This is a genomic window from Acinetobacter haemolyticus CIP 64.3 = MTCC 9819 (assembly GCF_000369065.1).
Taxonomy (GTDB): Bacteria; Pseudomonadota; Gammaproteobacteria; order Pseudomonadales; family Moraxellaceae; genus Acinetobacter; species Acinetobacter haemolyticus.
In genome coordinates this window covers 43,785-68,099 of record NZ_KB849800.1, presented here as the reverse complement: position 1 = coordinate 68,099, position 24,315 = coordinate 43,785, and the positions used below count along the sequence as shown (strand labels likewise).

The 24,315-nt window shown below is 42.2% G+C and carries 19 protein-coding genes and 1 pseudogene; 4 read left to right on the top strand and 16 right to left on the bottom strand.

The features are described from left to right. Nucleotides 1-100: 100 nt before the first annotated feature. From upp to ndhC, 14 genes are all read right to left on the bottom strand, one after another. Entirely contained in the window at nucleotides 101-736 is a 636-nt protein-coding gene (upp, locus tag F927_RS03020; RefSeq protein WP_005081344.1) for a uracil phosphoribosyltransferase, read from the bottom strand. Between the two features lie 106 nt (nucleotides 737-842). Further along, entirely contained in the window at nucleotides 843-2,339 is a 1,497-nt protein-coding gene (nuoN, locus tag F927_RS03015) for an NADH-quinone oxidoreductase subunit NuoN (protein ID WP_004638060.1), read from the bottom strand. Between the two features lie 3 nt (nucleotides 2,340-2,342). Then, on the bottom strand, nucleotides 2,343-3,941 hold the full coding sequence (gene nuoM, locus F927_RS03010) for an NADH-quinone oxidoreductase subunit M (RefSeq protein WP_004638059.1): 1,599 nt from the start codon (nucleotides 3,939-3,941) through the stop codon (nucleotides 2,343-2,345). Nucleotide 3,942: 1 nt separating this feature from the next. Then, nucleotides 3,943-5,838 carry an NADH-quinone oxidoreductase subunit L gene (nuoL, locus tag F927_RS03005; RefSeq protein WP_005081342.1) on the bottom strand — a complete coding sequence of 632 codons (1,896 nt, stop codon included), beginning with the start codon at nucleotides 5,836-5,838 and terminating at the stop codon, nucleotides 3,943-3,945. After that, the gene (gene nuoK, locus F927_RS03000) at nucleotides 5,835-6,143 is read right to left on the bottom strand and encodes an NADH-quinone oxidoreductase subunit NuoK (protein WP_004638057.1); all 309 of its coding nucleotides are present in this window, start codon (nucleotides 6,141-6,143) and stop codon (nucleotides 5,835-5,837) included. The genes nuoL and nuoK overlap by 4 nt, the downstream gene beginning before the upstream one ends. Continuing rightward, nucleotides 6,143-6,661: an NADH-quinone oxidoreductase subunit J gene (gene nuoJ, locus F927_RS02995; RefSeq protein WP_171055772.1), complete on the bottom strand. Its 519-nt coding sequence runs from the start codon at nucleotides 6,659-6,661 to the stop codon at nucleotides 6,143-6,145. The genes nuoK and nuoJ overlap by 1 nt, the downstream gene beginning before the upstream one ends. Further along, the gene (gene nuoI, locus F927_RS02990) at nucleotides 6,661-7,203 is read right to left on the bottom strand and encodes an NADH-quinone oxidoreductase subunit NuoI (protein ID WP_004638055.1); all 543 of its coding nucleotides are present in this window, start codon (nucleotides 7,201-7,203) and stop codon (nucleotides 6,661-6,663) included. Before nuoI ends, nuoJ begins: the two co-directional genes overlap by 1 nt. Nucleotides 7,204-7,221: 18 nt before the next feature. Further along, nucleotides 7,222-8,238 (bottom strand): NADH-quinone oxidoreductase subunit NuoH, encoded by a 1,017-nt coding sequence (nuoH, locus tag F927_RS02985; RefSeq protein ID WP_004638054.1) that lies wholly within the window; start codon nucleotides 8,236-8,238, stop codon nucleotides 7,222-7,224. A 3-nt stretch (nucleotides 8,239-8,241) separates the two neighbouring features. Then, complete coding sequence (gene nuoG, locus F927_RS02980; RefSeq protein ID WP_005081339.1) at nucleotides 8,242-10,926, bottom strand: NADH-quinone oxidoreductase subunit NuoG; 2,685 nt, start codon at nucleotides 10,924-10,926, stop codon at nucleotides 8,242-8,244. Between the two features lie 11 nt (nucleotides 10,927-10,937). Further along, nucleotides 10,938-12,266 (bottom strand): NADH-quinone oxidoreductase subunit NuoF, encoded by a 1,329-nt coding sequence (gene nuoF / locus F927_RS02975; RefSeq protein WP_005081338.1) that lies wholly within the window; start codon nucleotides 12,264-12,266, stop codon nucleotides 10,938-10,940. Beyond that, nucleotides 12,263-12,772, bottom strand: a complete 510-nt coding sequence (gene nuoE / locus F927_RS02970; protein ID WP_005081335.1) for an NADH-quinone oxidoreductase subunit NuoE — start codon at nucleotides 12,770-12,772, stop codon at nucleotides 12,263-12,265. The genes nuoF and nuoE overlap by 4 nt, the downstream gene beginning before the upstream one ends. A gap of 12 nt (nucleotides 12,773-12,784) precedes the next feature. Then, on the bottom strand, nucleotides 12,785-14,572 hold the full coding sequence (gene nuoC, locus F927_RS02965) for an NADH-quinone oxidoreductase subunit C/D (RefSeq protein ID WP_004638050.1): 1,788 nt from the start codon (nucleotides 14,570-14,572) through the stop codon (nucleotides 12,785-12,787). 88 nt (nucleotides 14,573-14,660) lie between these two features. Next, nucleotides 14,661-15,338: a NuoB/complex I 20 kDa subunit family protein gene (locus F927_RS02960; protein ID WP_004638049.1), complete on the bottom strand. Its 678-nt coding sequence runs from the start codon at nucleotides 15,336-15,338 to the stop codon at nucleotides 14,661-14,663. Between the two features lie 6 nt (nucleotides 15,339-15,344). Next, nucleotides 15,345-15,896: an NADH-quinone oxidoreductase subunit A gene (gene ndhC / locus F927_RS02955; RefSeq protein ID WP_004638048.1), complete on the bottom strand. Its 552-nt coding sequence runs from the start codon at nucleotides 15,894-15,896 to the stop codon at nucleotides 15,345-15,347. 399 nt (nucleotides 15,897-16,295) lie between these two features. On the opposite strand from ndhC, the gene F927_RS02950 reads away from it, so the two are divergent. Beyond that, a complete protein-coding gene (locus tag F927_RS02950; RefSeq protein ID WP_005081333.1) occupies nucleotides 16,296-17,714 on the top strand; it encodes a sensor domain-containing diguanylate cyclase in 1,419 nt (472 codons plus the stop codon). Nucleotides 17,715-17,807: 93 nt separating this feature from the next. Further along, nucleotides 17,808-18,165 (top strand): annotated as a pseudogene (locus tag F927_RS02945) (hypothetical protein). 137 nt (nucleotides 18,166-18,302) lie between these two features. Here the strand turns inward: F927_RS02945 and bfmS are convergent. Together bfmS and bfmR are read right to left on the bottom strand one after the other, a co-directional pair. Next, nucleotides 18,303-19,943, bottom strand: a complete 1,641-nt coding sequence (gene bfmS / locus F927_RS02940; protein WP_005081329.1) for a sensor histidine kinase BfmS — start codon at nucleotides 19,941-19,943, stop codon at nucleotides 18,303-18,305. 81 nt (nucleotides 19,944-20,024) lie between these two features. Continuing rightward, nucleotides 20,025-20,741 carry a response regulator transcription factor BfmR gene (gene bfmR / locus F927_RS02935; protein WP_005081325.1) on the bottom strand — a complete coding sequence of 239 codons (717 nt, stop codon included), beginning with the start codon at nucleotides 20,739-20,741 and terminating at the stop codon, nucleotides 20,025-20,027. 522 nt (nucleotides 20,742-21,263) lie between these two features. On the opposite strand from bfmR, the gene F927_RS02930 reads away from it, so the two are divergent. After that, nucleotides 21,264-24,098 carry a ribonucleoside-diphosphate reductase subunit alpha gene (locus tag F927_RS02930; protein WP_005081324.1) on the top strand — a complete coding sequence of 945 codons (2,835 nt, stop codon included), beginning with the start codon at nucleotides 21,264-21,266 and terminating at the stop codon, nucleotides 24,096-24,098. Between the two features lie 74 nt (nucleotides 24,099-24,172). Then, the gene (locus F927_RS16755; RefSeq protein WP_005081321.1) at nucleotides 24,173-24,301 is read left to right on the top strand and encodes a hypothetical protein; all 129 of its coding nucleotides are present in this window, start codon (nucleotides 24,173-24,175) and stop codon (nucleotides 24,299-24,301) included. Nucleotides 24,302-24,315 lie beyond the last annotated feature (14 nt).

Genomic DNA, 24,315 nt, shown 5'->3' with positions numbered 1-24,315 from the left:
CCAAGCCATAGCCCATAGTATATAGAAAATAAAAAGAGACTTTAGACCTCTCATAAAATTTATGATGTCATCCAGTCCCTTTTTATAATAATTTTAATGCTTAATCTTTTTGGACACTACCAAAAATCTTATCGCCAGCATCTCCTAAACCTGGGACGATATAGCCTTCCTCATTCAGCCCTTGATCAATTGAAGCGGTATAAAGACGTACATCAGGATGCGCTGCTTCAACTTTAGCAATACCCTCAGGTGCTGCAACCAAAACCATCACACGAATATCTTTACAGCCACTTGCTTTCAAAACATCAATCGCAGCAATCAATGAATTTCCAGTTGCAAGCATAGGATCGATAATCATGGCCAAACGATTCGCCACATCAGGTACGAGTTTTTTATAATAGGTACGCACCTCTAGCGTTGCCTCGTCACGTTCTAAACCCAAAACACTAACTTTAGCACTTGGAATCAGATTCAAAACACCTTCAAGCATACCAATGCCTGCACGCAAAATTGGAACAATGGTAATTTTCTTTCCAGCAATGCGCTGTGTAGCAACTTTCCCTGCCCACCCATCAATTTCATGATCAACAACGGGTAAATCCTTTGTCGCCTCATAGGTCAATAACATTGTGACCTCTTGTGCCAATTCACGAAAGTTCTTGGTACTGATGTCGCAACGACGTAATAAACCAAGTTTATGGCGAATAAGCGGATGACGAATTTCTTGGATCGACACGAGTAAGTACCTAGCTAATATAAATCTTCGGCTATTATAAAGTGTTTTTTTACTATTCAATAAAAAAGCCCCCAATTTTGGAGGCTTTTTTGTACAAATCAGACCATTAGTGTTGTTGTGACATCATAAAATGCAATGGAGACAGAATTTCTGCTTTCAATGCTAAGTTAATCATCGGATCTGGGTACACACCCAAGAACAAGACTAATAATGCAGCACCAAGTACCATGATACCACCGACTTTAGTTCCCCAATGTGCATCAGCATCAATACGAGGTACATCTGGTGGTGTCATATACATGACAACCATCACACGAAGGTAATAATATAAACCGATACCACTACCTACAACGATCATCGCTGCAAGGAACCAATGTTGAGTTGTAACTGCTGCCAACACCACCAAGAACTTACCGATAAAGCCAGCAGTTAATGGAATACCAGCAAGAGACAACATCATTACGGTTAATGTTGCAGTCAAAATTGGACGACGCCAGAACAAACCACGATAGTCGGCAAGACTTTGTGCTTCATCCACATTGTTATAAGGACTCGACATCAATGCAACTGCACCAAATGCACCGATTGTTGTCAATACATACGTAATCACATATACCGTTACGCTGCCTAAACTTGCATAAGTCATGCTAATTAAAGCAATCAACAAATAACCAAAGTGTGCAATGGATGAATAACCCAAGATACGCTTCAAGTTCACTTGACGTACAGCGAGTAAGTTACCTACCACAATCGACAATACTGCAAGAATCGTCAAAATCGTAACCAGTGATTGCTCTAAAATTGCGCCTGAAGTCAACAAGTAACGAACAAATAAACCAACCGTTGCCACCTTGGCAGCAGTTGCCAAGAAAGTTGCCATTGGTGCTGGCGCACCTGCATACACATCTGGCGTCCATTTATGGAAAGGTGCAAGAGAGAGTTTAAATGCCACAGCAAAGATAATTAACGCTAGACCCAATAACACCATTGGTTGATCAATCACAGCAAATAAATTCTGTACTGAATCATAGAATGATAAGGAGCCAGTATAAGCATAGATATATGCCATGCCCATCAACAACATTGCCGATGCTGTTGCTGAAAGCACAAGATATTTAATCCCTGCTTCCAACGAATGGCTACGTTGATAAGTATATGCCAACATGCCATAAATCGGAATTGACATGAGTTCAAGGCTGATAAAGAACGCTGCATAATGAGAGCTTGCAACCAACAACATTGCACCTGCTACGGAACACAGTAACAAGATATAAAGCTCTTCACGATTGTCTTTATAAGTCTCGATATAAGCATGAGACAACGTGCAACACGCTAAAGCAGCAATCAAAATCAAGAATTGATAGAGCATGGTAAATGGATCAACCATAAACATGCCCATCACGTTTACTGGAGCAAAACTTCCAGTAAACATGGTATATGCAATTAAAATTGCAGCAAGGTTTAAACCGACAACCGAAGTTGTCGCAATTAAATTGTGGTTACGCTTGATCGCAATCAACAACATCACAACGATTGCAGTCAACGCTACAATCATTACGGGTGCCAGTGGCATAAGCTCAGAAAAAGAAAGTGTGAAGTTCATGATTTATTGCATCTCCACATGTTCAAGTTGAGTTGCTGTCTGTTGAACGACTTCAACAACTTCTTGTACTGGCATATAACTATTTACAATCCACTGCATACTTGATTGTGAAACATCCAAGAATGTTTGTGGGTAAATACCTAACCAAACCAAACCAACTGCACATAGCATTAAAATACTAACTTCACGAGCAGATAGATCTTTGAGAGGGCTGGTATAGTGCTGCTGCTGTTCAGGATTCGGTACACCAAACAGTGCTTTATGAATCAGAATCAAACCGTATAGACCAGCAAATACCAAACTCACAGCGGCAATGATAGTGAAAGTCGGATAAGTATTGAAAGAACCCATAAGAATCAGGAATTCACCAATAAAGTTACCTAGACCCGGTACACCAACAAGGGCCGCAACAAAGAACATTAAGAAAAATGGTAAGTATTGCAGTTGACCACGTAGGCCACCCATCAAACGTAAATCACGGGTATGTAAACGCTCATAAACCTGACCAGACATAATGAACAATGCAGCAGATGATAAACCATGCGCTAACATCATGATCATGAGGCCTTGGAAAGTCAGAATATTACCTGCATAAATTGCAAGTAAAATGAAACCCATGTGCGAAATAGAGGTATACGCAAGTAGACGTTTCATATCTGTTTGTTGGTATGCGAGGAATGCCCCGTAGAAAATACCAATCAAACCGAGAATGATCGCAATATCTGCAAATTGTGCTGATGCTGCTGGGAAAAATGGAATGACAAAACGAAGCAAACCATAAGCCGCGGTTTTAATCAAAATACCCGCTAAATCCACAGAACCCGCTGTTGGTGCTTGCGCATGTGCATCAGGTAACCAACCGTGTAATGGGAATACTGGCAATTTCACAGCAAAACCGATGAAGAAACACAACATGAAGGCATATGCCACTTCAGGCGGTAAACGATGTGCTACAGCCATAAGATAGTTGTAATCAAAACCAATCATGCCTGTCATCATGTATCCATAAACCACAAGGCCTAGGATACCGATCAACATAATCAAACCAGCAATTTGGGTATATAAGAAGAACTTGGTTGCAGCATAAACACGTGAACGACCATTCGAACCTTTATGACCCCATAACGCAATCAAGAAATAGATTGGTACAAGCATCATCTCCCAGAAGAAGAAGAATAAGAATAAGTCAATCGCTAAGAATACACCGATCACCCCACCTAAACTCCAAAGGAGGTTTAAGTGGAAGAAACCAACATTCTTTTGAATCTCGCCCCAAGAACAACCCACAGCAAGCACACCAAGTAATGCTGTTAATAACACCATCAGTAGTGATAAACCATCTACTGCAAGGTGAATGCTAATACCTAAGGTTTGAATCCAAGGAAGATAAAACTCTGCAGCCCATGATGGCGTTTGACCACCCATACTGTAGCTGAAAGTACCATTTTGCCAGAGAGCTATGCCCAAACCAAAGGTGATGAGCATACCAATTAAGGCAATCCAACGCGGTAATTGTTGGTCGAATTTATCAACCAACCAACAAATGAAACCAGCAATGAAAGGAACTAAAATCAGTGCGGGTAAAATTAAATTGTTTTCCATTTTATTTCCCCACAACCTGAATCACGATCAAGATCATCAACAACACCACGATACCGAGTGACATGCTTGATGCGTATTCACGCAATGAACCTGTTTGACGTGCGCTTGTAAAGCTATTACCACCCTTCACAATCGCAGGCAATACCAGCCATAAACCATCAACAGGATCACGACCTAAGATTTTTGCAATAAACAAATATGGTTTTACAAACACGATGTCATACAAAGCATCAAAACCGAATGCTGTACGGCAAACATGCGCTAAGCCTGCACCCAAAGAACTTTGAGCAAACGACTTGACAGCACCATAAGCAAAAGCAAACAGGAAAATACCAACGGCCAAGCCAGCCAATGCAATACCAACTGCTTTTAATTCAACACCATGTTGTAAATGTGCTAAAGCATCAGTCATAACAAACGCAGGAATACCAGCTTGATTTAAAATACCGATAACTGGCGCTTGTAATAACGCACCCACACCTGTTGAAAGTACAGCAAGAATCGCAAGTGGAGCCCAATAAGTTGCACCTTTGATTGGATGGTATGCCGTCTTTTCTTCACCAAAGAATACGATCCAAATTAAACGGAAAGTATAGATAGAGGTTAAGAAAGCACCAGCAACACCAACCCAGAACAACGTACCGAAGGTTTCAATACCTGTAGTATGACCATGCGCCCAAACTTGCCACAAGATCGCATCTTTCGAGAAGAAGCCAACGGTCAAGAATGGAATCGCAGCTAAGGCACCGCCACCAATCGCGAAGCAAGCAAATAAGAATTTGTTATGCTTGAACAAGCCACCCATCTTGAAAATGTTTTGTTCATGATGGTACGCCAAAATGACAGCACCTGAAGATAAGAACAATAACGCTTTGAAGAATGCGTGAGTCAACATATGGAACAAACCAGCTTGGTACGCTTCAGCACCCACTGCCATAAACATATAACCGAGCTGACTCATGGTTGAGTAAGCCAAGATACGTTTGATATCGGTTTGAACTAATGCAGCAAAACCAGCAACCAATAAAGTCACAGCACCTGTAATTGAAATGAATTGCATTACTTCTGGTGCCATCTCCATTACAGAGAACATACGGCAACATAAGTACACACCCGCTGTAACCATCGTTGCAGCGTGGATCAATGCCGATACTGGTGTCGGACCAGCCATCGCATCTGCTAACCAAGTTTGTAATGGAATTTGTGCTGATTTACCTGCTGCCCCTAAAAACAACATTAATGCTGTCCAGATCGACAATGATGAGCTTTGTGTCATTACAGTTGCTGCATTTTCAACAATGTACTGAGTATTCAAAGTACCAAATTGTTGATAGAGCAAGAACAATGCGATGAGTAAAAATACATCACCTACACGTGTTACTGTAAATGCCTTGATTGCTGCCCAACCATTTGCAGGATTTGAGTAGTAGAAACCAATCAGTAAGTAAGAGCACAGACCTACGCCTTCCCAACCCAAGAACAATAACGCCAAGTTATCGCCCAATACCAACAACAACATGCTGGCAACAAATAGGTTAAAGTATGAGAAGAAACGTGCGTAATCTTCTTCACCACGCATATACCAAGATGCGAAGATATGAATCAGAAAGCCTACCCCAGTCACCATTCCCATCATAATGAGAGAAAGACCATCTAGCTGTAAGCTAATACCCGGTGCGAAACCACCGACATTAAACCATGTCCATAAATGCTGAACGAAAACGGTATCACCGCTATTGGTAAATGCCAATCCTGCAATTAAAGCAAATAAAGCAGATAAACCAACTGAACCAACACCAATAATTGCTGCAACATTTTCAGAAAGTTTGTTACGACCCGCTGCTAAAAGGATAAAACCAATGAGCGGAAATAAAATGGTTAAATATAAAGTACTCATCCGCGCATCTCACTAGCAGCATCTACATCCAAATGATGGAAGCGATGATAGAACTGAAGGACGATCGCTAGACCGATACATGCCTCTGCCGCAGCGAGAGTCAAAATCAAGATAAACATGACTTGACCATCTGGTTGCGCCCAGACACTACCTGCCAAAACAAATGCTAACGCAGCAGCATTCATCATGACTTCAAGACTCATTAACATAAATAATAGGTTGCGTCGCACCATTACACCGTAAAAACCCAGTGCAAAAAGAATGGTTGCGACAATCAAACCATGTTCTAAAGGGATGTGTCCCATTATTCTTTTTCCTCTTCTGCACTTGGTTCACGTTTACCCAAATGGAATGCTGCAACCAATGCTGCAAGCAATAACATCGCGGCAATTTCAACCAGTAATAGATAATGCGTAAATAATGCCTGACCTACAGCTTTTGGACCCACAACTTCACGCCCCATCACTGCGCCTGAAGTAGTGTAATCACTGCCAAGCATCCAGACGAGAATCAAGCCCATAAGAAAGCTCATGAGTGCTGGGAATGCCCATGCATCAGATGTCAGCCATTTACTTTCTTGCTCAACAGTATCCTGTCCGAGATTCAACATCATGACCACGAATACGAACAACACCATGATCGCACCGGCATAAACGATAATCTCTAGTGCGCCAGCAAATGGCGCACCTACGATCATAAAAATACCAGCGACAGCAAGTAATGACACAATTAAGCTCAACAGTGCATGCACAGGATTTGTATTCGTCACAACACGAATGGTTGAAACAATGGCCACTAGAGCCATCAAATAAAATGGCCACATCATGGTAGTAAGCTCCGTACATCAACTGGCGCACTTTCTTTTTGCGCTTGACCTTTGTCTTTACCTGTCACAGCCATACCAGTCACGCGGTAAAAGTTATAGTCTGGATATTTACCTGTACCAGAAATGAGCAAGTTTTCTTTCTCATACACCAAGTCCTGACGTACATATTCTGCAAGTTCAAAATCAGGTGTCATCTGGATCGCAGTCGTTGGACATGCTTCTTCGCACATACCGCAGAAAATGCAACGTGAGAAGTTAATACGGAAAAATTCTGGATACCAACGTCCATCTTCTTTTTCCGCTTTTTGTAATGAAATACAGCCAACTGGACATGCAACCGCACATAGGTTACACGCCACACAACGCTCTTCACCATCTGGATCACGCGTTAAGATGATACGACCACGAAAGCGTGGAGGCACAATTTGTTCAGCTGGTACTTCTGGATATAAAATCGTGTCACGTTTACGTGTGACATGGCTAAACACCATCCACAACGAACGTACAATCGATCCAAATCCAGCTAGAATTTTATACATTTTGTACTCCCTGCTGTCCTAGGCCTGATTCATCAGAATCACAGCACCAGTCACTAACAAGTTGACCAACGCCAATGGCAAACAAACTTTCCAACCAAAATTCATCACTTGGTCATAACGTGGACGCATTAATGAACCACGTGCCAAGACAAACATCATTACAAAGAATGCTGTTTTAATTACGAACCAAAAAACTGGTGGAACAAATGGAATTTCTAAGTTAAATGGTGCAAGCCATCCGCCGAAGAATAAAGTCACGATTAATGCTGAGATCAATACCACGTTGACATATTCTGCAACGAAGAACATCCCCCACTTCATACCACCATATTCAACATGGTAACCTTCTGCCAACTCTTGCTCAGCTTCAGGTTGGTCAAATGGATGACGGTGCGTTACCGCAACACCAGCAACCACAAAGATCAAGAAACCTAAGAATTGTGGGATGATGAACCACATATCACGTTGTGCTTCAACAATCTCACGTAGGTTGAATGAACCTGCAATCGCCACCACACCCATCAACGAAATACCCAAGAACACTTCGTAAGAAATGGTTTGTGCCGCTGAACGAAGACCACCAAGCAATGAGTATTTGTTATTCGATGCCCAACCACCAAATAGCACTGCGTAGACTGCAATACCCGCCATTGCCATAAAGAACAATAGACCGATACTCATATCTGCAACACCCAACATTGGGCTCACAGGAATGACCATAAAGGAAAGTACCGCAGTTGCCATCGCAACTGCTGGTGCTAAACGGAAAGTCAACTTATCAGCAAACTTTGGTGTCCAGTCCTCTTTGAACATGATCTTGAGCATGTCGGCAACGATCTGGAACATACCCCCAGGACCAACACGGTTTGGACCATAACGGTCTTGCCATAATGCCAACAGACGACGCTCAATAAACGACATCAACGCAGCAACCAATACCACCACAAGCAAGATCACAATGGCTTGAATCACTGAGTAGGCAATCGGCCAGTTCTCAGCCCAAAGTGGCGTTTGACGTATAATTTCTTGATTCATGAATTACACTCCTACCGCCACAGAAACAGGCTCTGCCAATGAAACTGTTGGTGCTAAGCCAATTGGATAACCAATATAACCTGTTGGTAAATATTCAATCACTTGTACAGGTAAGCTAATGCTGGTTTCGCCTGCTTTTACCGTAATACGTTGACCATCTTGAACATTTAAACGTGTCGCATCTTGCTCACCGACTGCAAACATTGCTTCAGGAATACGAGATTCCATTGCAGGTGTTTTAATGGTGAATTCACCAGAACCAAAGATATGGTGCATAGGTACAAGACGGAAGCTTTCAGGGTTCACCACAACAGCAGTTGGTGCAACATAGCTACGTGCAGGACGTTTTGCTAAACGATCAAAAAGACGAACACCAGAATCACCACCTTTTAAGTGACCACCCACTTCATCTTGGTATTTGTTCCAAGCTTGAGGTGAGTTCCAACCCGCTGACCATGCGAAAGGCACCAATGAAGACGCTGTTTGATTACCCACATAACCTTCCATCGAGAAAGTTAATGCTGAATCAGGATCAGTTGGCTGTTTAGGCTCATGAACAGATAATGGCGCACGCATTGCAGTACGACCAGAATAACGACGTGGTTCACGCGCAATTTTTAAACCATGGATACGATAGCCAGCATCTGGTGCAACATCTTGAATCGCTTCAAGCACAGGAACATTTTTCACGATGTCATCAATCACATCATCAAGAAGTGTCCAATCTACAGCTTTACCTTTGAGACCTGTCTCAACGGCATGTAACCAACGCCAAGATTCTTTGATTGCATATTCAGGCTTGTAGTAGCTTGGGTCATACACTTGATAGAAGCGTTGTGCACGTCCTTCTTGACTGACTACAGTTCCGTCACCTTCCGCAAAACTGGCAGCAGAAAGAACAATATCTGCAAGTTTCAAGGTTTCAGTTTCACTGTGATCCAATACAATCACAGTTTCAGCTTTATCCAATGCAGCTTTGACTTGAGCAACTGGGATACGACGAGTTAAGTCATTTTCAACTACAACAACTGCATCATAATCTTGTGCAAACGCTTGTTCTAAGCTTAAGCCACCGAATAATGCTAAGCCCATTGAGTTCACTTCAGGAACTGTCAATGATAAGCCAGCATTTTCACCTAGATTCTGCGCAACTTGGGCAGCAGCTTCCATGATTGCTGGATCTTGTAAGCTGGTACCAGAGATAATCAATGGTTTTTTCGCAGCTTTTAAGGTATCAGCAATGGTTTGTGCAAAAGCTTTTGCGTCATCGTCAAGACCAGATAATGTTTCACCATTTACAGCAGCAGCAACCGCAAAACCTAAACGTGCAATATCATTTGGAGATGCAACCACTTCACCTGTTGCCACATCCGCTAAACGCGTTTGTGTCGCAGCAAGGATATAAATCGGTGACTTCGCTTCTTGACCAATACGTTGTACAGGTTCTGCTAACCAGTCAGGTGTACGCGTTTTAGCAGCCATTTCTTTCGCTTTATTTTTCGCAGCTTGGCGAACCGATAAAGCCATACGTGGCGCAGTTTGCGTTAAGTCCTCACCCAAGATCAACACAGCATCATAGCTTTCAATTTCACGCATGTTCGGGTTATAGATACCCTGTGTTTGCATGATAGATGCAGCTAACTCAACCAAATTCTGCTCTTTTTGAGACATACCTGTTGAATAGTTATCTTGACCAACAAGTTGGCGAAGTGCGTAGTTTGATTCCAAGCTTGCGCGAGGAGAACCAATACCTAGAACTTTTTTTCCTTTAAGCTGCGCAATCACTTGATCAAGAGCTTGATCAACACTCACGGTTGCTACAGTTTCACCATTACGGAATTGAGGTTGACGTGGACGATCTTCACGATTGACATAACCCGTACCAAAACGACCTTTATCACAAAGGAAGTATTGATTGACTGAACCATTAAAACGGTTTTCAACACGACGGATTTCGCCATAACGCTCACCCGGAGAAATGTTACAGCCAGAAGAGCAACCAAAGCAGACACTTGGCGCATACTGCATGTCCCACTTACGGTTATAACGTGCTGAATGTGTCTTATCAGTAAACACACCTGTTGGACAGACTTCTGTCAAGTTACCAGAGAATTCTGATTCTAAAGTACCCGACTCTGGACGACCAAAGTAAACACGTGAAGCATTGGCATACACACCAAAGTCTGTACCGCCTGCATAGTCTTTGTAGTAACGCACACAACGATAACATGCGATACAACGGTTCATCTCATGCGCAATAAACGAACCTAACTCTTGGTTATGATGGGTACGTTTAGTAAAGCGATAGCGACGACGATCATGCTGTGTCATGACGGTCATATCTTGTAAATGACAGTGACCACCTTCTTCACAAACTGGACAGTCATGTGGGTGGTTCGTCATCAAGAATTCAACAATCGATGCACGAAACTCTGTTGCTTCTTTATCTTCAATCGAAATATAAGTATTGTCAGCGGCTGGTGTCATACAAGACATCACCAAACGCCCACGTGTGTCCTCAGGATTCGCGTATTGAGTTACCGCACATTGACGACAAGAACCAACAGAACCTAAGGATGGGTGCCAACAAAAATACGGGATATCGATGCCAAGGCTAAGACATGCTTGTAGCAAGTTTTCTGAGCCGTTGACTTCATACGATTTTCCATCGACATGAATTGTAGCCATAGTCGAATTCCTTAAACCTGTTCTACATCACGAGTTGCTGCATGGGTACTTACCTTTGCTTCAAACTCATGACGGAAATATTTTAATGCGCCCATCAGTGGCTCCATCGCACCAGGTGCGTGGGCACAGAAAGTCTTACCAATCCACAACTTTTTAGTAAGTTCAGAGAGATGTTGAATATCCTCCATCTTCCCTTCACCATTTTCGAGTGCTTTCAGTGCTTTAACAGCCCACGGTAAACCATCACGACATGGTGTGCAGAAACCACAAGACTCACGCGCAAAGAATTCTTCTAGATTACGGGTCGCTGAAACCATACATTGCGTTTCATCTACCACCATCAACAAACATGTTCCTAAACGAGAACCTGCCTTCATGATGCTTTCAGCATCCATTGGCAAGTCAATATGTTCAGCAGCCAAGAAATCTGTTGATGCGCCGCCCGGTAACCATGCTTTCAGTGTTAAACCATCACGCATACCACCCGCATGATCTTCAATTACTTCACGCGCTGTTGTACCAAATGGCAATTCCCAAAGCCCAGGGAACTTCACCTTACCTGATGCACCGTAAATTTTAGTTCCAGGATCTTTAGACTTGTGTGCAGACAAATTGATGTACCATTCAGGTCCACGCAACATAATCGCAGGCAAGTTATTGTAGGTTTCAACGTTGTTGACAATCGTCGGACGACCCCATGCACCCGCAACTTGTGGGAATGGTGGTTTAGTACGTGGATTGGCACGGCGACCTTCAAGTGAGTTAATCAATGCGGTTTCTTCACCACAGATATAACGACCTGCTCCTGTGTGAACATGCATTTCAAAGTTCCAGCCGGTACCAAGGATATTTTCACCTAAGTAACCTTTGGCACGGATTTGCTCTAATGCTTCATTTAAGTATTGAGCAGCTTCGATATATTCACCACGAATGAAGATATAACCATGCGTTGCTTCTAAGGTATAACCTGCAATCAACATCCCTTCGATCAATTGATGAGGAAGTTTTTCCATCAACAAACGGTCTTTGAAGGTACCTGGCTCCATTTCGTCGGCATTACAGATCAAATAACGAGGACCAGAATTATCATTTGGCGCCATCAATGACCATTTAATACCCGCAGGGAAACCTGCACCACCACGGCCTTTAACCGTCGCAGCTTTGATGATTTCAAGGACATCTTTTGGCGGCATGCTGAGTGCTTTTTTAAAGCCTGCATAACCCTCAAGTGCTTCGTAATCATCAGCATTGCGTACCGCATCTTGCTTACTCAAACGCCAAGTCAGCGGATGAGTTTCTGGATTACCGTCGCCATAAATTGGTTTTGGTTCAGTATTCATACATACTTCTCCAATAACTGTTTAACTGATGATACGTCCACTAAACCGTGGGTATCTTCATCAATCATTAACGTTGGACCTTTGTCACAATTACCTAAACAGCAAATTGGGAGCAAGGTAAAACGACCATCAACTGTAGTTTGCCCATACTGGATACCCAACTCACGTTGGAACGCTTCTGCAAGCGTTTCCGCACCCATCAAGAAACAAGCAATTGAGTCACACAATAAAATTACATGACGTCCCACAGGTTGGCGGTAGATACGGTTATAGAATGTTGCTACACCTTCCAAATCTGCCACGCTCATGCTAAGCAATTGTGCAATTGCATTCATTTGTGCATCATCTACCCAACCATTACGGCGTTGTACACACTTGAGCGCATCTAGTGATGCTGCACGTGGGTATGGGTAATGACCAATGTGATGTTCAATGTCATGGATTTCTTCAGCAGTCAAAATCCCTTCAACATTCACACGAGGTTTTTTATCAGTCAAAATCATCATAATCGTTTACCCCTAGCGATCCACGTCAGCCATAACCACATCAATGGTCGCCAAATAAATGATCAAGTCAGATACCAAGCTGCCGTTAATCACGGAAGGAATTTGCTGTAAGTGCGTGAACGTTGGTGTACGAATACGGGTACGGTAACTCATCGTCGACTTATCCGAAGTGAGGTAATAGGTACTCGCACCTTTCACCACTTCAGTCATAAAGGATGCTTCACCTGCAGGCATTACAGGACCCCATGACACGCTCAAGAAGTGCGTAATCAAGGTTTCAATATCTTGTAATGTCTTATCTTTCGGTGGTGGAACAGCCAATGGATGATCCGCTTTATATGGACCAGAAGGCATGTTATCCAAGCACTGTTGAATGATTTTCAAAGACTCAGTGATTTCACGGAAATGTACCAATACACGTGCATATGCATCGCCTTCATATTCCACTGGAATATCAAAGTCGAAGTTTTCATAACCACTGTATGGACGATATTTACGAACGTCAAAATCAATACCCGTCGCACGTAAACCTGTACCTGTCACACCCCAAGCCAACGCAGATTTAGCATCATATTGCGCAACGTTACGCGTACGACCGATAAATACTGAGTTTTTAAGTGCAGCTGTGTAGTACTCGTTCAAACGTTTCGGCATCCACTCCAACAATTCCTTAACTAGCTTTTGCCAATTGTTTGGAAGGTCGTGTGCTGTACCGCCGATGCGGAACCATGCTGGGTGCATACGGTAACCCGTAATCGCCTCAACGATGTCGTAAACTTTTTGACGGTCAGCGAACATATAAAATACTGGCGTCATACCACCCGCATCCTGAATCGCTGTACCACAGTAAAGTAAGTGGTTATTGATACGGAATAATTCGTTCAACATGACACGAATGACTTGCGCACGCTCAGGAACTTTAATCCCTGCAAGCTGCTCAACCGCCATCACATATGGCATGTTTTGCGCACAACCACCTAAGTAGTCAACACGATCCGTATAAGGGATGAATGAATGCCAAGTTTGACGTTCAGCCATCTTTTCCACACCACGGTGGTGATAACCAATATCTGGCACACAGTCTTTGACTTCTTCACCGTCCAACTGTAAAACCACACGGAAAGCACCATGCGCAGATGGATGGTTAGGACCCAAGTTCAAGAACATGAAGTCTTCGTCGTCATTGCCGCGTGTTAGACCCCAATCTTCTGGTACAAAACGCAAATGCTCTTGCTCGAAATCTTGCTTGGCTTGATCTTGCATATACGGCGTATATTCTGTCGCACGGGCAGAATATTCTTTACGTAATGGATGACCTTCCCAATAAGTCGGCAATAAGATACGACGAAGCATTGGATGCCCGGCGAAATCAATTCCAAACATATCGTAAGCTTCACGCTCGTACCAGTTGGCATTTGGCCAAATATTGGTTGCCGTTGGAATGCTTAAATCATTTTCATTCAACGCAACTTTGATACGAATATCACTATTACGCTCCAGCGATAATAAGTGATAGAACACAGTGAAGTCAGATGGTGGCAACCCATCACGGTGAACACGTAAACGCTCATCCACCGCAGATAAGTCAAACAACATCACATAAGGACGTTCCACTTTACGGAGGAACATAAGGACTTCTTGCACGCGTGCGCGCTCAACCCAGACTGTTGGAAACTCTTCACAAGTCGTCTGCACGTAAAAGTTCTCACCAAATTTGGTTTTGAGCTCTTCTACAATTGCAAATGCTGGGCGTGAATCGACTTGAGTCGATTCTGGCATAGCAATGTCAGTTTCAGCCATTGGCTTGGCTTCCTATTTAATACAAATTCTGGCAATTCTTTCCGATGACCATATCCATCAGGGATATGTCAAAAACTCATCGTTAAAATTATTTAATTTCATCCATAGAGCGTAAGTTTTTCACCGCAATACGTTCAGCATTTTTACGGTCACGTTCTGGCATCATCTTTGGCTTATACACAGGCTGAAGATCATCACCAATAACCGCTGAAAGTGGACGGCGCTCTAGTTGAATTTGGTCTTGAAGTAACATCAATGCTTGAATCAATGCTTCTGGACGTGGTGGGCAACCTGGGATGTACACATCAACAGGAATAATTTTGTCTACACCTTGAACCACTGAATAGATGTCGTACATACCACCTGAGTTAGCACAAGCACCCATTGAGATCACCCATTTTGGTTCCAACATTTGTTCGTACAAACGCTGAATAACAGGTGCCATTTTAACGAAGCAAGTCCCTGCAACAATCATCAAGTCAGCCTGACGTGGTGAAGCACGAATAACCTCAGCACCAAAACGTGATAAGTCATGTACGCCTGTCAAAGTTGTTGCATATTCAACGTAGCAGCATGATGTACCAAAGTTAAATGGCCATAATGAGTTTTTACGTCCCCAGTTGACTGCGGTATGCAACACATCTTCAAGACGTGTCATCATCACACTTTTATTCACTTCTTCCTCAAGTGGATCAGTGACGATTTGACGATCTTGCAATGGATATTGATCGGCATCTGGATTCGCACGGGTTAAAGTATATTTCATCCCGACTTACTCCTGTTCAAATGATGATGTAGTCGGTGTTTTAGATTTAACACGACCAGAAGACTGTGCTGGAATTTGACCAGTAGGATCGACAACGAGTTCTTCGATATTATTGAATCGAGTAATGTCAGCGATATTCATATTTGGTGAACCAATTTTTGTTTTGATCCCTGCTGCTTTACGACGATCCGAAGGTGCCCAATTCAGTCCACCAGTTGAAAGTTCGTAAATCAAACCAATCAATAAAATCAAAATAAAAATTGCAGCAGCTGCAAAGCCAACCCAACCTACTTCACGCACAGAAGTTGCCCACGCGTAGAGGTAAAGTGCTTCTAAATCAAAAACGACAAAGAAAATTGCAACTAAATAGAATTTGGCTGACAAGCGAATACGGGCACCACCCGCACTCACTACACCTGATTCAAACTGTTCTTGCTTGGCACGTCCCCATGCTTTACCCCCAAGGAGTAAAGGAACGGTCAGCATAAAAACGCAAAGAAATGTAACGCCGATCACGAAGGCAATAATCGCCCAATCGTATGGAGTAATGGCACTCATGCGGGGATAACTCCTGGCAGGCCTATTTTTAACAAAGAATGTATGTATTGGCCTTCAAATACACCAAACACAAAATTAATTCCGCCAATTGTACCTGATTTCTAATTTCTCATGCTAGTTGAAGCGCTTTAGTCTTTCGGATGATTTTGTCCTTAAATTTACAAATATATCCAATAACACGGTTAATTCACCCTCAAAAATCGAATTAACTAATCAAACACCAGAAGTTAATCATTTTTTTCTTTACTCGTGCGCCAAAAACATCCGCCTTTCGCACCCTATGCGCAAAAATATTGCAGCATGAACTAAATCATTGCATTGCGATAAATTTATGATGAAAATTTAAACAAAATTTATATAATAGCGCGACCCAATTCCCCCTTATGGAAACGCGTCAGAATGCCTCACCCCAAAGCAGCATTAAAACCCCACTCGCTCTTCCAACTCTTTCTACTTTTTGCTGGGGTTATTTTTCTGTGTTGCCTACTTGGGATTGCCACACGACACCTTACATTTCTTGCTTCTTTTTGGCCTGCAAATTCGGTGCTACTTGGCTTATTAATTCGCTTTCCACAAACACGCCACCCAATTAGTTTTATAGGGGCAATTGTTGGCTACCTGATTGCCGATACTACTCAAGATACTCCTTTTATATTAAATATTTGTTTAACAACCGCAAATCTACTTTATGTCATCACAACACTAGCCTTGTATGTTCGTTTTAGTCAAATTATTCGCTCAATGCATCATGGCTATTTTTATTTATTCTTATTTAGTTTTTGTTGTATTGGAGGGCTGGCTAGTGCCCTATTTGCAGCAATTTTACTGCCTTATTTAGACACGCCTTTTGCTTTAGGTTCATTTTGGGAGGACTTCGGCTATTGGTTTACATCCGAAATTCAAAATGCCTTACTGTTGCTACCTGCACTCATCAGCATGCCGAATCTAACCGCCTTCAAACAGTGTTTGAAAGAGCTAAAAGATACCGCTATTCAAACCGTTTTGCCTTTGGTTGCCGTAGTCGTTTCGATTGTGATCGCTTACTATGATGCGGGTCCCGGCTCTTTACTTTACCCAATTGCCCCCTTAATTTGGTGCGCACTGCGATATCAACATTTTTCCGTGACCATCATTAGCTCGATCAGTTGTGCCTTTATTATTTATCATGTGTCTCAAAACTATTTACTGCTTTATCCCGACAATTATTTAAACAACACGATCTCAACGCGTCTTGGGCTGATCATGATGACAATTGCCCCACTCACTGTTTCCAGTATTAATAAAGTTCGATCCAAACTCATTGAAGAACTACAACATACTATTGCTCACGATGAGTTGACCTCCAGCCTAACACGTCGTCAATTTCTTCAATCACTGCAAATTCTACAAGAACAAGCCCAAAATGCAGGCCATACAAGTGCTTTCTTGATGCTTGATATTGACCACTTTAAACACATTAACGACAGCTACGGCCATCAAATCGGTGACCGTGCCTTACAACACTTTGTTAAAACCACTCAAACGCTCTTAAACCCTCAAGACTTGTTTGGACGCTTGGGAGGTGAAGAGTTTGCAATTTTCATTGCTAACACCAATGAAAGTGTGGCCTATCAATGTGCCGAAAAAATCCGCCAACATGTAAGTGAATCTCCAATTCAACTAGAGCACGCACAAGTTTTCTCAATTCAAACTAGCATTGGTATCTGCACCAACACACCAGAAAAAAACTACTCGACTGAACAATTATTCAAACATGCCGATGATGCGCTTTACCGTGCCAAGCGGCAAGGACGAAACCAAGTGGTCATTTCGACATAATCTGTTGCAATTCAGCTAAATACTTTAATTATCTTTATACACAGCTTTAGCAATAGATCGGTATTCTAAAGATAGACAAGAAGGAGAATAAATATGCAGCTAAAATTCGCACATGACTCAGATTATTTCTTTTTTTTCACAACTCCTCATGCGCCATATTGAAAATTATGTTCGAAAGCATCCAGATGCGGATAATGCGATTTTTGATTTAAGAGATATTTATGACGTATTTCGAGAAGACTTTGCATCAACAACAACCAATCTTGAAGGTATTCTAAATATTGCTGATGCCTATCGAGTTGAGACATTGAATGGAGATGAACGACTGATTCAAAGCTATAAAATTGATGTCAAAAACAACTCTTTATTGATTGATTTCAATGCAGATGCATTACAAAGTTTGAGATCTGGTCGCCCATTAATCGAACCTGATTCTTCGCTACAAGAATAATCAACCTTGGTTGCATCGCTTTAAATATTCTTTCGCCAAAGCTCAACTACGCTTTGGCTTTTGTTATGATTTTTAAACTCTTTTACACATTGATAATATCTAGGAGGCTGCACCGAATTAAGCCCCCTAGGTTGCTATCATTTTTTGGTGGTTTGCTTATAACGCTTCGCTGGCCAAGTCATAATAAAACGCGCTCCACCCAAGTTTGGACTTTGATCGACCTGAATTGTCCCACCAAACCAATATGCAATACGACTCACAATAGATAAACCCAAACCATAGCCACCTGAAGCACGAGTACGACTGTCATCGAGACGAGCAAAGGCTTCAAAAATTCGAGAGCGATCTTCTTCTGGAATCCCTGGACCATCATCCTCAACACAGACATAAGCTTGACCATCTGCACGAACACCACCGCTGACACGTACCTTGTTATCGCAATAACGTACTGCATTACCCACAAGGTTTTGTACTACACGATGTAAATAGCGACGTTCTGCATCAACTTTCAATACCAACGAAGGTGCAATCAATTCTATTTCTTTTTGTGTTTTTAGCGCCTCAGTTTCCATTGCCACTTGATCAAGCACTTCAACCAATACAACTTCTTCAAAATCTAACGAAGGGGTTCCCTGCTCCAACTTGGCATAAGTCATGATTTCATCAATCAAGGTATTCAACGCCTCAATATCCTTATCAATCATATCGACCTGCTGAATACGATAATTATAATCATCTTCTTCAGCCAACATTTCCATGCCAAAACGGATTCGTGCCACTGGCGTTCTGAGTTCATGCGAAACAGCACGCATCAACTCTCGCTGCGCCTCGATCAAACGTTGAATATGATCCGACATATTGTTATAGCTTGAAGCTAGATTTGCCATTTCATCGCTACCTTCGATCGGTACACGCAGTGACAAATCACCAGACTTCATTTTATTTAAAGCATAACGAACCTGACGGATTTTTCGTTCTAATGGCAAGATCAGCCCATAGACACCTAAACTCAACAAGAACAAGCTAAATAAGGTAATGCCTGCGGAAAGCTGGAAAGGCATCCAGTTAAACATCGGCACAGGACCCAAGATCAAGACTCGTGCAGGATAGTTCGGCATCGGGGAAACAATCGAAATCGTGGTGCCGCGTATGGTCGCGCTATCTTTATATAGCAACACGCTTTGGTCTTGGCGTAGACGTCCTATTTGTTCTGAATCTAAATTCACATCTCGGATATCCATGATTTCAATAGGATAATAAAAATGTTGTTTGATTCGTTCCAAATACTCACTTTCTTGTCCCGGATAAAACATCAAATAATCCAAGACAAAAATTGGCAACGCCTTCATCTGGCGTTCACCTATCTTATCGACTTTGATATAGAGAAAATGCTGCGGATCATCTTTCAAACCGATGATGATATAGCCCACGCCATGATTCGCATCATATCGAACCACTGACTTTTGTTCAGCAATTCGCTTTTTTTCAGTCCGAGACAATTCAACTCGTGCCGCATCTACATAATAAATCGGCAACTCCAACAGATCAGAAGCATCAGAAATCCAATCTAATTTCTGCTGTTTCTCTGGTTGGCGAGATACCCCCTCACTAATAACGTAGGAAATACCATCTGTAAGAGACTCTCGATATTCTTGCGCACGCTGATAGTTAATGATTTGGACCAGCAAATAACAAAATGCGGCAACCACAACCACCAATACAACCAATCCAGCATAAATTCGCAAGAATATGCTGTTCTTCAGTACTCGACTCACCATAAGGGATATGATTCCAAATTATTCAACAGCTTCTCCTTTCCAAAAGAAGAAACCCTCCTTGTAAGAAGGAGGGGCTGAATTTTACATCCCATTGGTTTCTTTAACGAATAAGTAACCTTTACTGCGTACTGTTTTAATACGTTTCGGGTTTTCTGGATCATCACCAATTTTTGGACGAATACGAGAAATACGAACATCGATCGAACGGTCTTGACCGTCATATTCAATACCACGTAAACGCTCAAAAATATCTTCACGAGACAAGATACGACCCGCATTTGATGCTAATAGCCATAACAAGTCATATTCTGCACTGGTAAAGTCAACCAACTCACCATGCAAAGTGACTGAACGACCGCCATTATCAATCACAAGATCATCAAATTCGATACGTTGTGCCACTTCATCTTCAACGGTTTTGTCAGTACGACGTAACAAAGCACGGATACGCGCCAATAACACACGTGGTTGAACAGGTTTAGCAACATAGTCATCTGCCCCCATTTCCAAGCCAAGCACTTGATCCATATCTTCGGTACGCGCAGTAAGCATCAGAATCGGTTGGTGATAGTGTGGACGCACCTCACGGCAAACAGTCAAACCATCCGCACCAGGTAGCATCACATCTAATACCACTAAATCTGGTTGCTCACTAATGATTCGACGGATTGCGCGATTACCATCTGTTTCAACCCCAACTTCTAAACCGTTACGGATCAAATACTCTTGTGTTAATCGTGCTAAACGCTCGTCATCTTCTACGATTAGAATCTTCGGTAACTTTTCTTCTTGGCTCATTTATTTGCCCCTAATAATCTTACAGATACATTGGTTTATGTTTTGCAATATACACACGTTTACATTGTAAACAAGTGGCCGTCACCAAACTGATACACGCCTAGCCAGTTTTGTTATCTTTTTATTAAAATTATGAATTTTAATACCTTTTTCAGTTTTATCTGGGTTTTTTCAGCAAAATGAAAATTAAGTATATTTTTTGTGCCAATGTTAAACAATTTGTTTCTTCCTTCATCAAACAAAATTTAAGTGTTTGTTTTTTGAGTTATCCACAGAGTTATCTATACGTGTTTTTAAATCGCTTTGTTATGCTATGTCCCTGTGAAATCAGCAGTTAAGACATGAAAAAAAATTTAGTAAAATGTCAAGGATTGATCTGCTGGTAAAAATCCCGTATCTTGTGTTTAAAACAAACTTTAACCACTAAGTATTGTGTTTATCCCTCAAATATCGTGGCATACTTTTTGCTCGATTCAAACGGTCTATGAACATAAAAATAGATGATAATGGAGCTATGCTGACATGAGCATCATCACTTCTACTCCTGGCCAACTTCAGGTCATTAAACGCACCGGAGAGATTGCGACATTTAATGCCGAGAAAATTTCTGTTGCGATAGGGAAAGCATTTCTGGCAGTTGAAGGTCAACAAGGTGCAGACTCTAGTCGCATCCATGACCGTATTACGCAATTGACCGAAATGGTAATGAACACATTTAACCGTCGTTTACCTTCGGGCGGCACGATTCATATCGAAGAAATTCAAGACCAAGTTGAATTGGCTTTGATGCGCACTGGAGAACAAAAAGTTGCTCGTGCCTATGTGATTTATCGTGAACAACGTGCAACTGCTCGTCAGCAAACTGGTGCAAATCATCACCCGACCCTACAAATCACGGATGCCAAAGGACAGCTCCAACCTTTGGATCTCGATGCACTTACTGCGACAATTGAAACCGCAAGTGCAGGTTTAGAAGGCATTGATGTTCAAGCGATCGTGGATGAAACCGTTAAAAACTTATATAACGGCGTAAAAGAAAGCGATGTTGCAACCACCATGATGATGGCAACGCGTACCCGTATTGAGCAAGAACCAAACTATACCTATGTGACTGCACGTTTATTATGTAATGAACTGCTCAGCACTGGATTAGAGTTCTTGGGTCTACCAACAGACACTTTAGAAGGCGACGCATTAGAAACCTTCTTGAAAAAAGGGATCGAACTCGACCTTCTATCTCCTGACCTTCTGAATTTTGATCTTGCAAAATTGGCAGCAGCAATCCAACCAGAACGCTCAAACCAATTTACCTATTTAGGTCTTCAAACTTTATTCGATCGTTACTTCATTCACTCAAATGGCGTACGTTTTGAATTGCCACAACTTTTCTTTATGCGTGTGTCGATGGGTCTTTCACTCAACGAAGAAAATAAAGAAGAGCGCGCAATCGAGTTCTATAACTTATTATCTAGCTTCGATTACATGGCATCTACGCCTACCCTATTTAACTCAGGTACATTACGTCCACAATTATCAAGCTGTTATTTAACAACAATTGGTGATGACCTGTATGACATTTATGGTGCGATGCGTGACAACGCAATGCTTTCTAAATGGGCGGGTGGTTTAGGTAATGACTGGACACCAGTACGTGCTTTGAACTCTTATATCAAAGGCACCAACGGTAAGTCTCAAGGTGTTGTGCCATTCCTTAAAGTAGCGAATGATACCGCAGTTGCTGTTAACCAAGGTGGTAAACGTAAAGGTGCGGTTTGTGCGTACTTAGAAACTTGGCACTTGGACGTTGAAGAATTCCTAGAGCTACGTAAGAACACAGGTGATGACCGTCGTCGTACCCACGACATGAACACAGCAAACTGGGTTCCTGATTTATTCATGCAACGTGTATTTGAAGATGCTGAATGGACACTATTCACGCCTTCTGAAACACCAGACTTGCATGACTTAACAGGCGCTGAATTTGCTGAGCGTTATGCGCACTACGAAGCAGTCGCAAAAGAACAAAACATGCTCCACAAGAAAGTACGTGCGAAAGACTTATGGCGCAAGATGCTTTCGATGTTGTTTGAAACAGGTCACCCGTGGATCACATTCAAAGACGTATGTAACTTACGTTCACCGCAACAACATGTGGGCGTGGTGCACTCATCGAATTTATGTACAGAAATCACGTTAAACACCAACCAAGATGAAATCGCGGTATGTAACTTAGGTTCAATCAACCTTGTACAACACGTTCAAGGTGGTGTGTTAGATCGTGAGAAGTTAGCACGTACAATTAAAACAGCAGTTCGTATGCTCGATAACGTAATCGACATTAACTACTACGCTGTACCACAAGCGAAAAACTCAAACCTGAAGCACCGCCCTGTCGGTATGGGCATCATGGGCTTCCAAGATGCACTCTATGAAATGGGTATTGCTTACGGTTCGGATGCGGCAGTTGATTTTGCTGACGAATCAATGGAAGTGATCAGCTACTATGCGATTCAAACATCAAGCGATCTTGCGCTTGAGCGTGGTGCTTACTCAACATTTAAAGGTTCATTGTGGGATCAAGGCATCCTACCAATCGACTCTTTAGAAATCGTTGCGAAATCACGTCCAGAACGTATGTTCGAAGTTGACCGTACCCAACGTTTAGACTGGGACACTTTACGTGCCAAAGTTCAAAAAGACGGTATGCGTAACTCAAATGTGATGGCGATCGCTCCAACTGCAACTATTTCAAACATTTGCGGTGTTTCTCAGTCGATTGAGCCGACATTCCAGAACTTGTATGTGAAATCTAACCTTTCTGGTGAATTCACTGTGATTAACCCATACCTTGTGCGTGCATTAAAAGAACGTGGCCTATGGGATACAGTGATGGTGAATGATCTGAAACACTTTGAAGGTTCAGTTCAGAAGATTGCGCGTATTCCTGAAGAATTAAAAGCGATCTTCGCGACAGCGTTTGAAGTTGATACACGCTGGATCGTCGATGCTGCATCACGTCGTCAAAAATGGATTGATCAAGCACAGTCACTTAACCTTTACATCGCTGGTGCAAATGGTAAGAAGCTTGATATCACTTATAAGATGGCATGGTTACGTGGTCTTAAAACCACTTATTACCTCCGAGCATTAGGTGCAACTTCTGCTGAGAAGTCAACCATCAATACAGGCGCGCTCAATGCAGTAAAACCAGCATCAGTTGAAGCTCCTGTGGTTGCAGCTCAAGCAGTTGAAGACAAGAAACCAGAAGCTCAAGTTGAAGAGGATGGTTTCACTACTGCAGCTCCAGTACCAATGGCATGTTCAATTGACAATCCAGACTGTGAGGCTTGTCAGTAATTTAATCTAATAATGAACCCTTCTTTATAATAAGAAGGGTTCAAAGATTAAAATATATTGAGGCAAAGAGTGGGATGAATATGACTCATAACTATATGTTGGGATTAGCTGTTCTGATCTTTGCCTTTATTTTCTTTTATATACCAATGGTCTATGCATTTTTAGCCATTCGTAAACAACAGCGTAAGCAAAATAAGTCTTAAGGGTTGTGAATTTC

Bases quoted from the DNA above. Each gene is read 5' to 3' on its own strand.
- ndhC (WP_004638048.1), bottom strand. From the start codon at position 15,896: ATGAGTGCCATTACTCCATACGATTGGGCGATTATTGCCTTCGTGATC.
- nuoF (WP_005081338.1), bottom strand. From the start codon at position 12,266: ATGAATACTGAACCAAAACCAATTTATGGCGACGGTAATCCAGAAACT.
- nuoH (WP_004638054.1), bottom strand. From the start codon at position 8,238: ATGAATCAAGAAATTATACGTCAAACGCCACTTTGGGCTGAGAACTGG.
- nuoJ (WP_171055772.1), bottom strand. From the start codon at position 6,661: ATGTGGCCATTTTATTTGATGGCTCTAGTGGCCATTGTTTCAACCATT.
- nuoK (WP_004638057.1), bottom strand. From the start codon at position 6,143: ATGGGACACATCCCTTTAGAACATGGTTTGATTGTCGCAACCATTCTT.
- F927_RS02960 (WP_004638049.1), bottom strand. From the start codon at position 15,338: ATGAAATATACTTTAACCCGTGCGAATCCAGATGCCGATCAATATCCA.
- nuoM (WP_004638059.1), bottom strand. From the start codon at position 3,941: ATGGAAAACAATTTAATTTTACCCGCACTGATTTTAGTTCCTTTCATT.
- nuoL (WP_005081342.1), bottom strand. From the start codon at position 5,838: ATGAGTACTTTATATTTAACCATTTTATTTCCGCTCATTGGTTTTATC.
- F927_RS16755 (WP_005081321.1), top strand. From the start codon at position 24,173: ATGAATATGACTCATAACTATATGTTGGGATTAGCTGTTCTGATCTTT.
- F927_RS02950 (WP_005081333.1), top strand. From the start codon at position 16,296: ATGCCTCACCCCAAAGCAGCATTAAAACCCCACTCGCTCTTCCAACTC.
- nuoG (WP_005081339.1), bottom strand. From the start codon at position 10,926: ATGGCTACAATTCATGTCGATGGAAAATCGTATGAAGTCAACGGCTCA.
- nuoE (WP_005081335.1), bottom strand. From the start codon at position 12,772: ATGATGATTTTGACTGATAAAAAACCTCGTGTGAATGTTGAAGGGATT.
- bfmS (WP_005081329.1), bottom strand. From the start codon at position 19,943: ATGGTGAGTCGAGTACTGAAGAACAGCATATTCTTGCGAATTTATGCT.
- F927_RS02930 (WP_005081324.1), top strand. From the start codon at position 21,264: ATGAGCATCATCACTTCTACTCCTGGCCAACTTCAGGTCATTAAACGC.
- nuoN (WP_004638060.1), bottom strand. From the start codon at position 2,339: ATGAACTTCACACTTTCTTTTTCTGAGCTTATGCCACTGGCACCCGTA.
- bfmR (WP_005081325.1), bottom strand. From the start codon at position 20,741: ATGAGCCAAGAAGAAAAGTTACCGAAGATTCTAATCGTAGAAGATGAC.
- nuoI (WP_004638055.1), bottom strand. From the start codon at position 7,203: ATGTATAAAATTCTAGCTGGATTTGGATCGATTGTACGTTCGTTGTGG.
- nuoC (WP_004638050.1), bottom strand. From the start codon at position 14,572: ATGGCTGAAACTGACATTGCTATGCCAGAATCGACTCAAGTCGATTCA.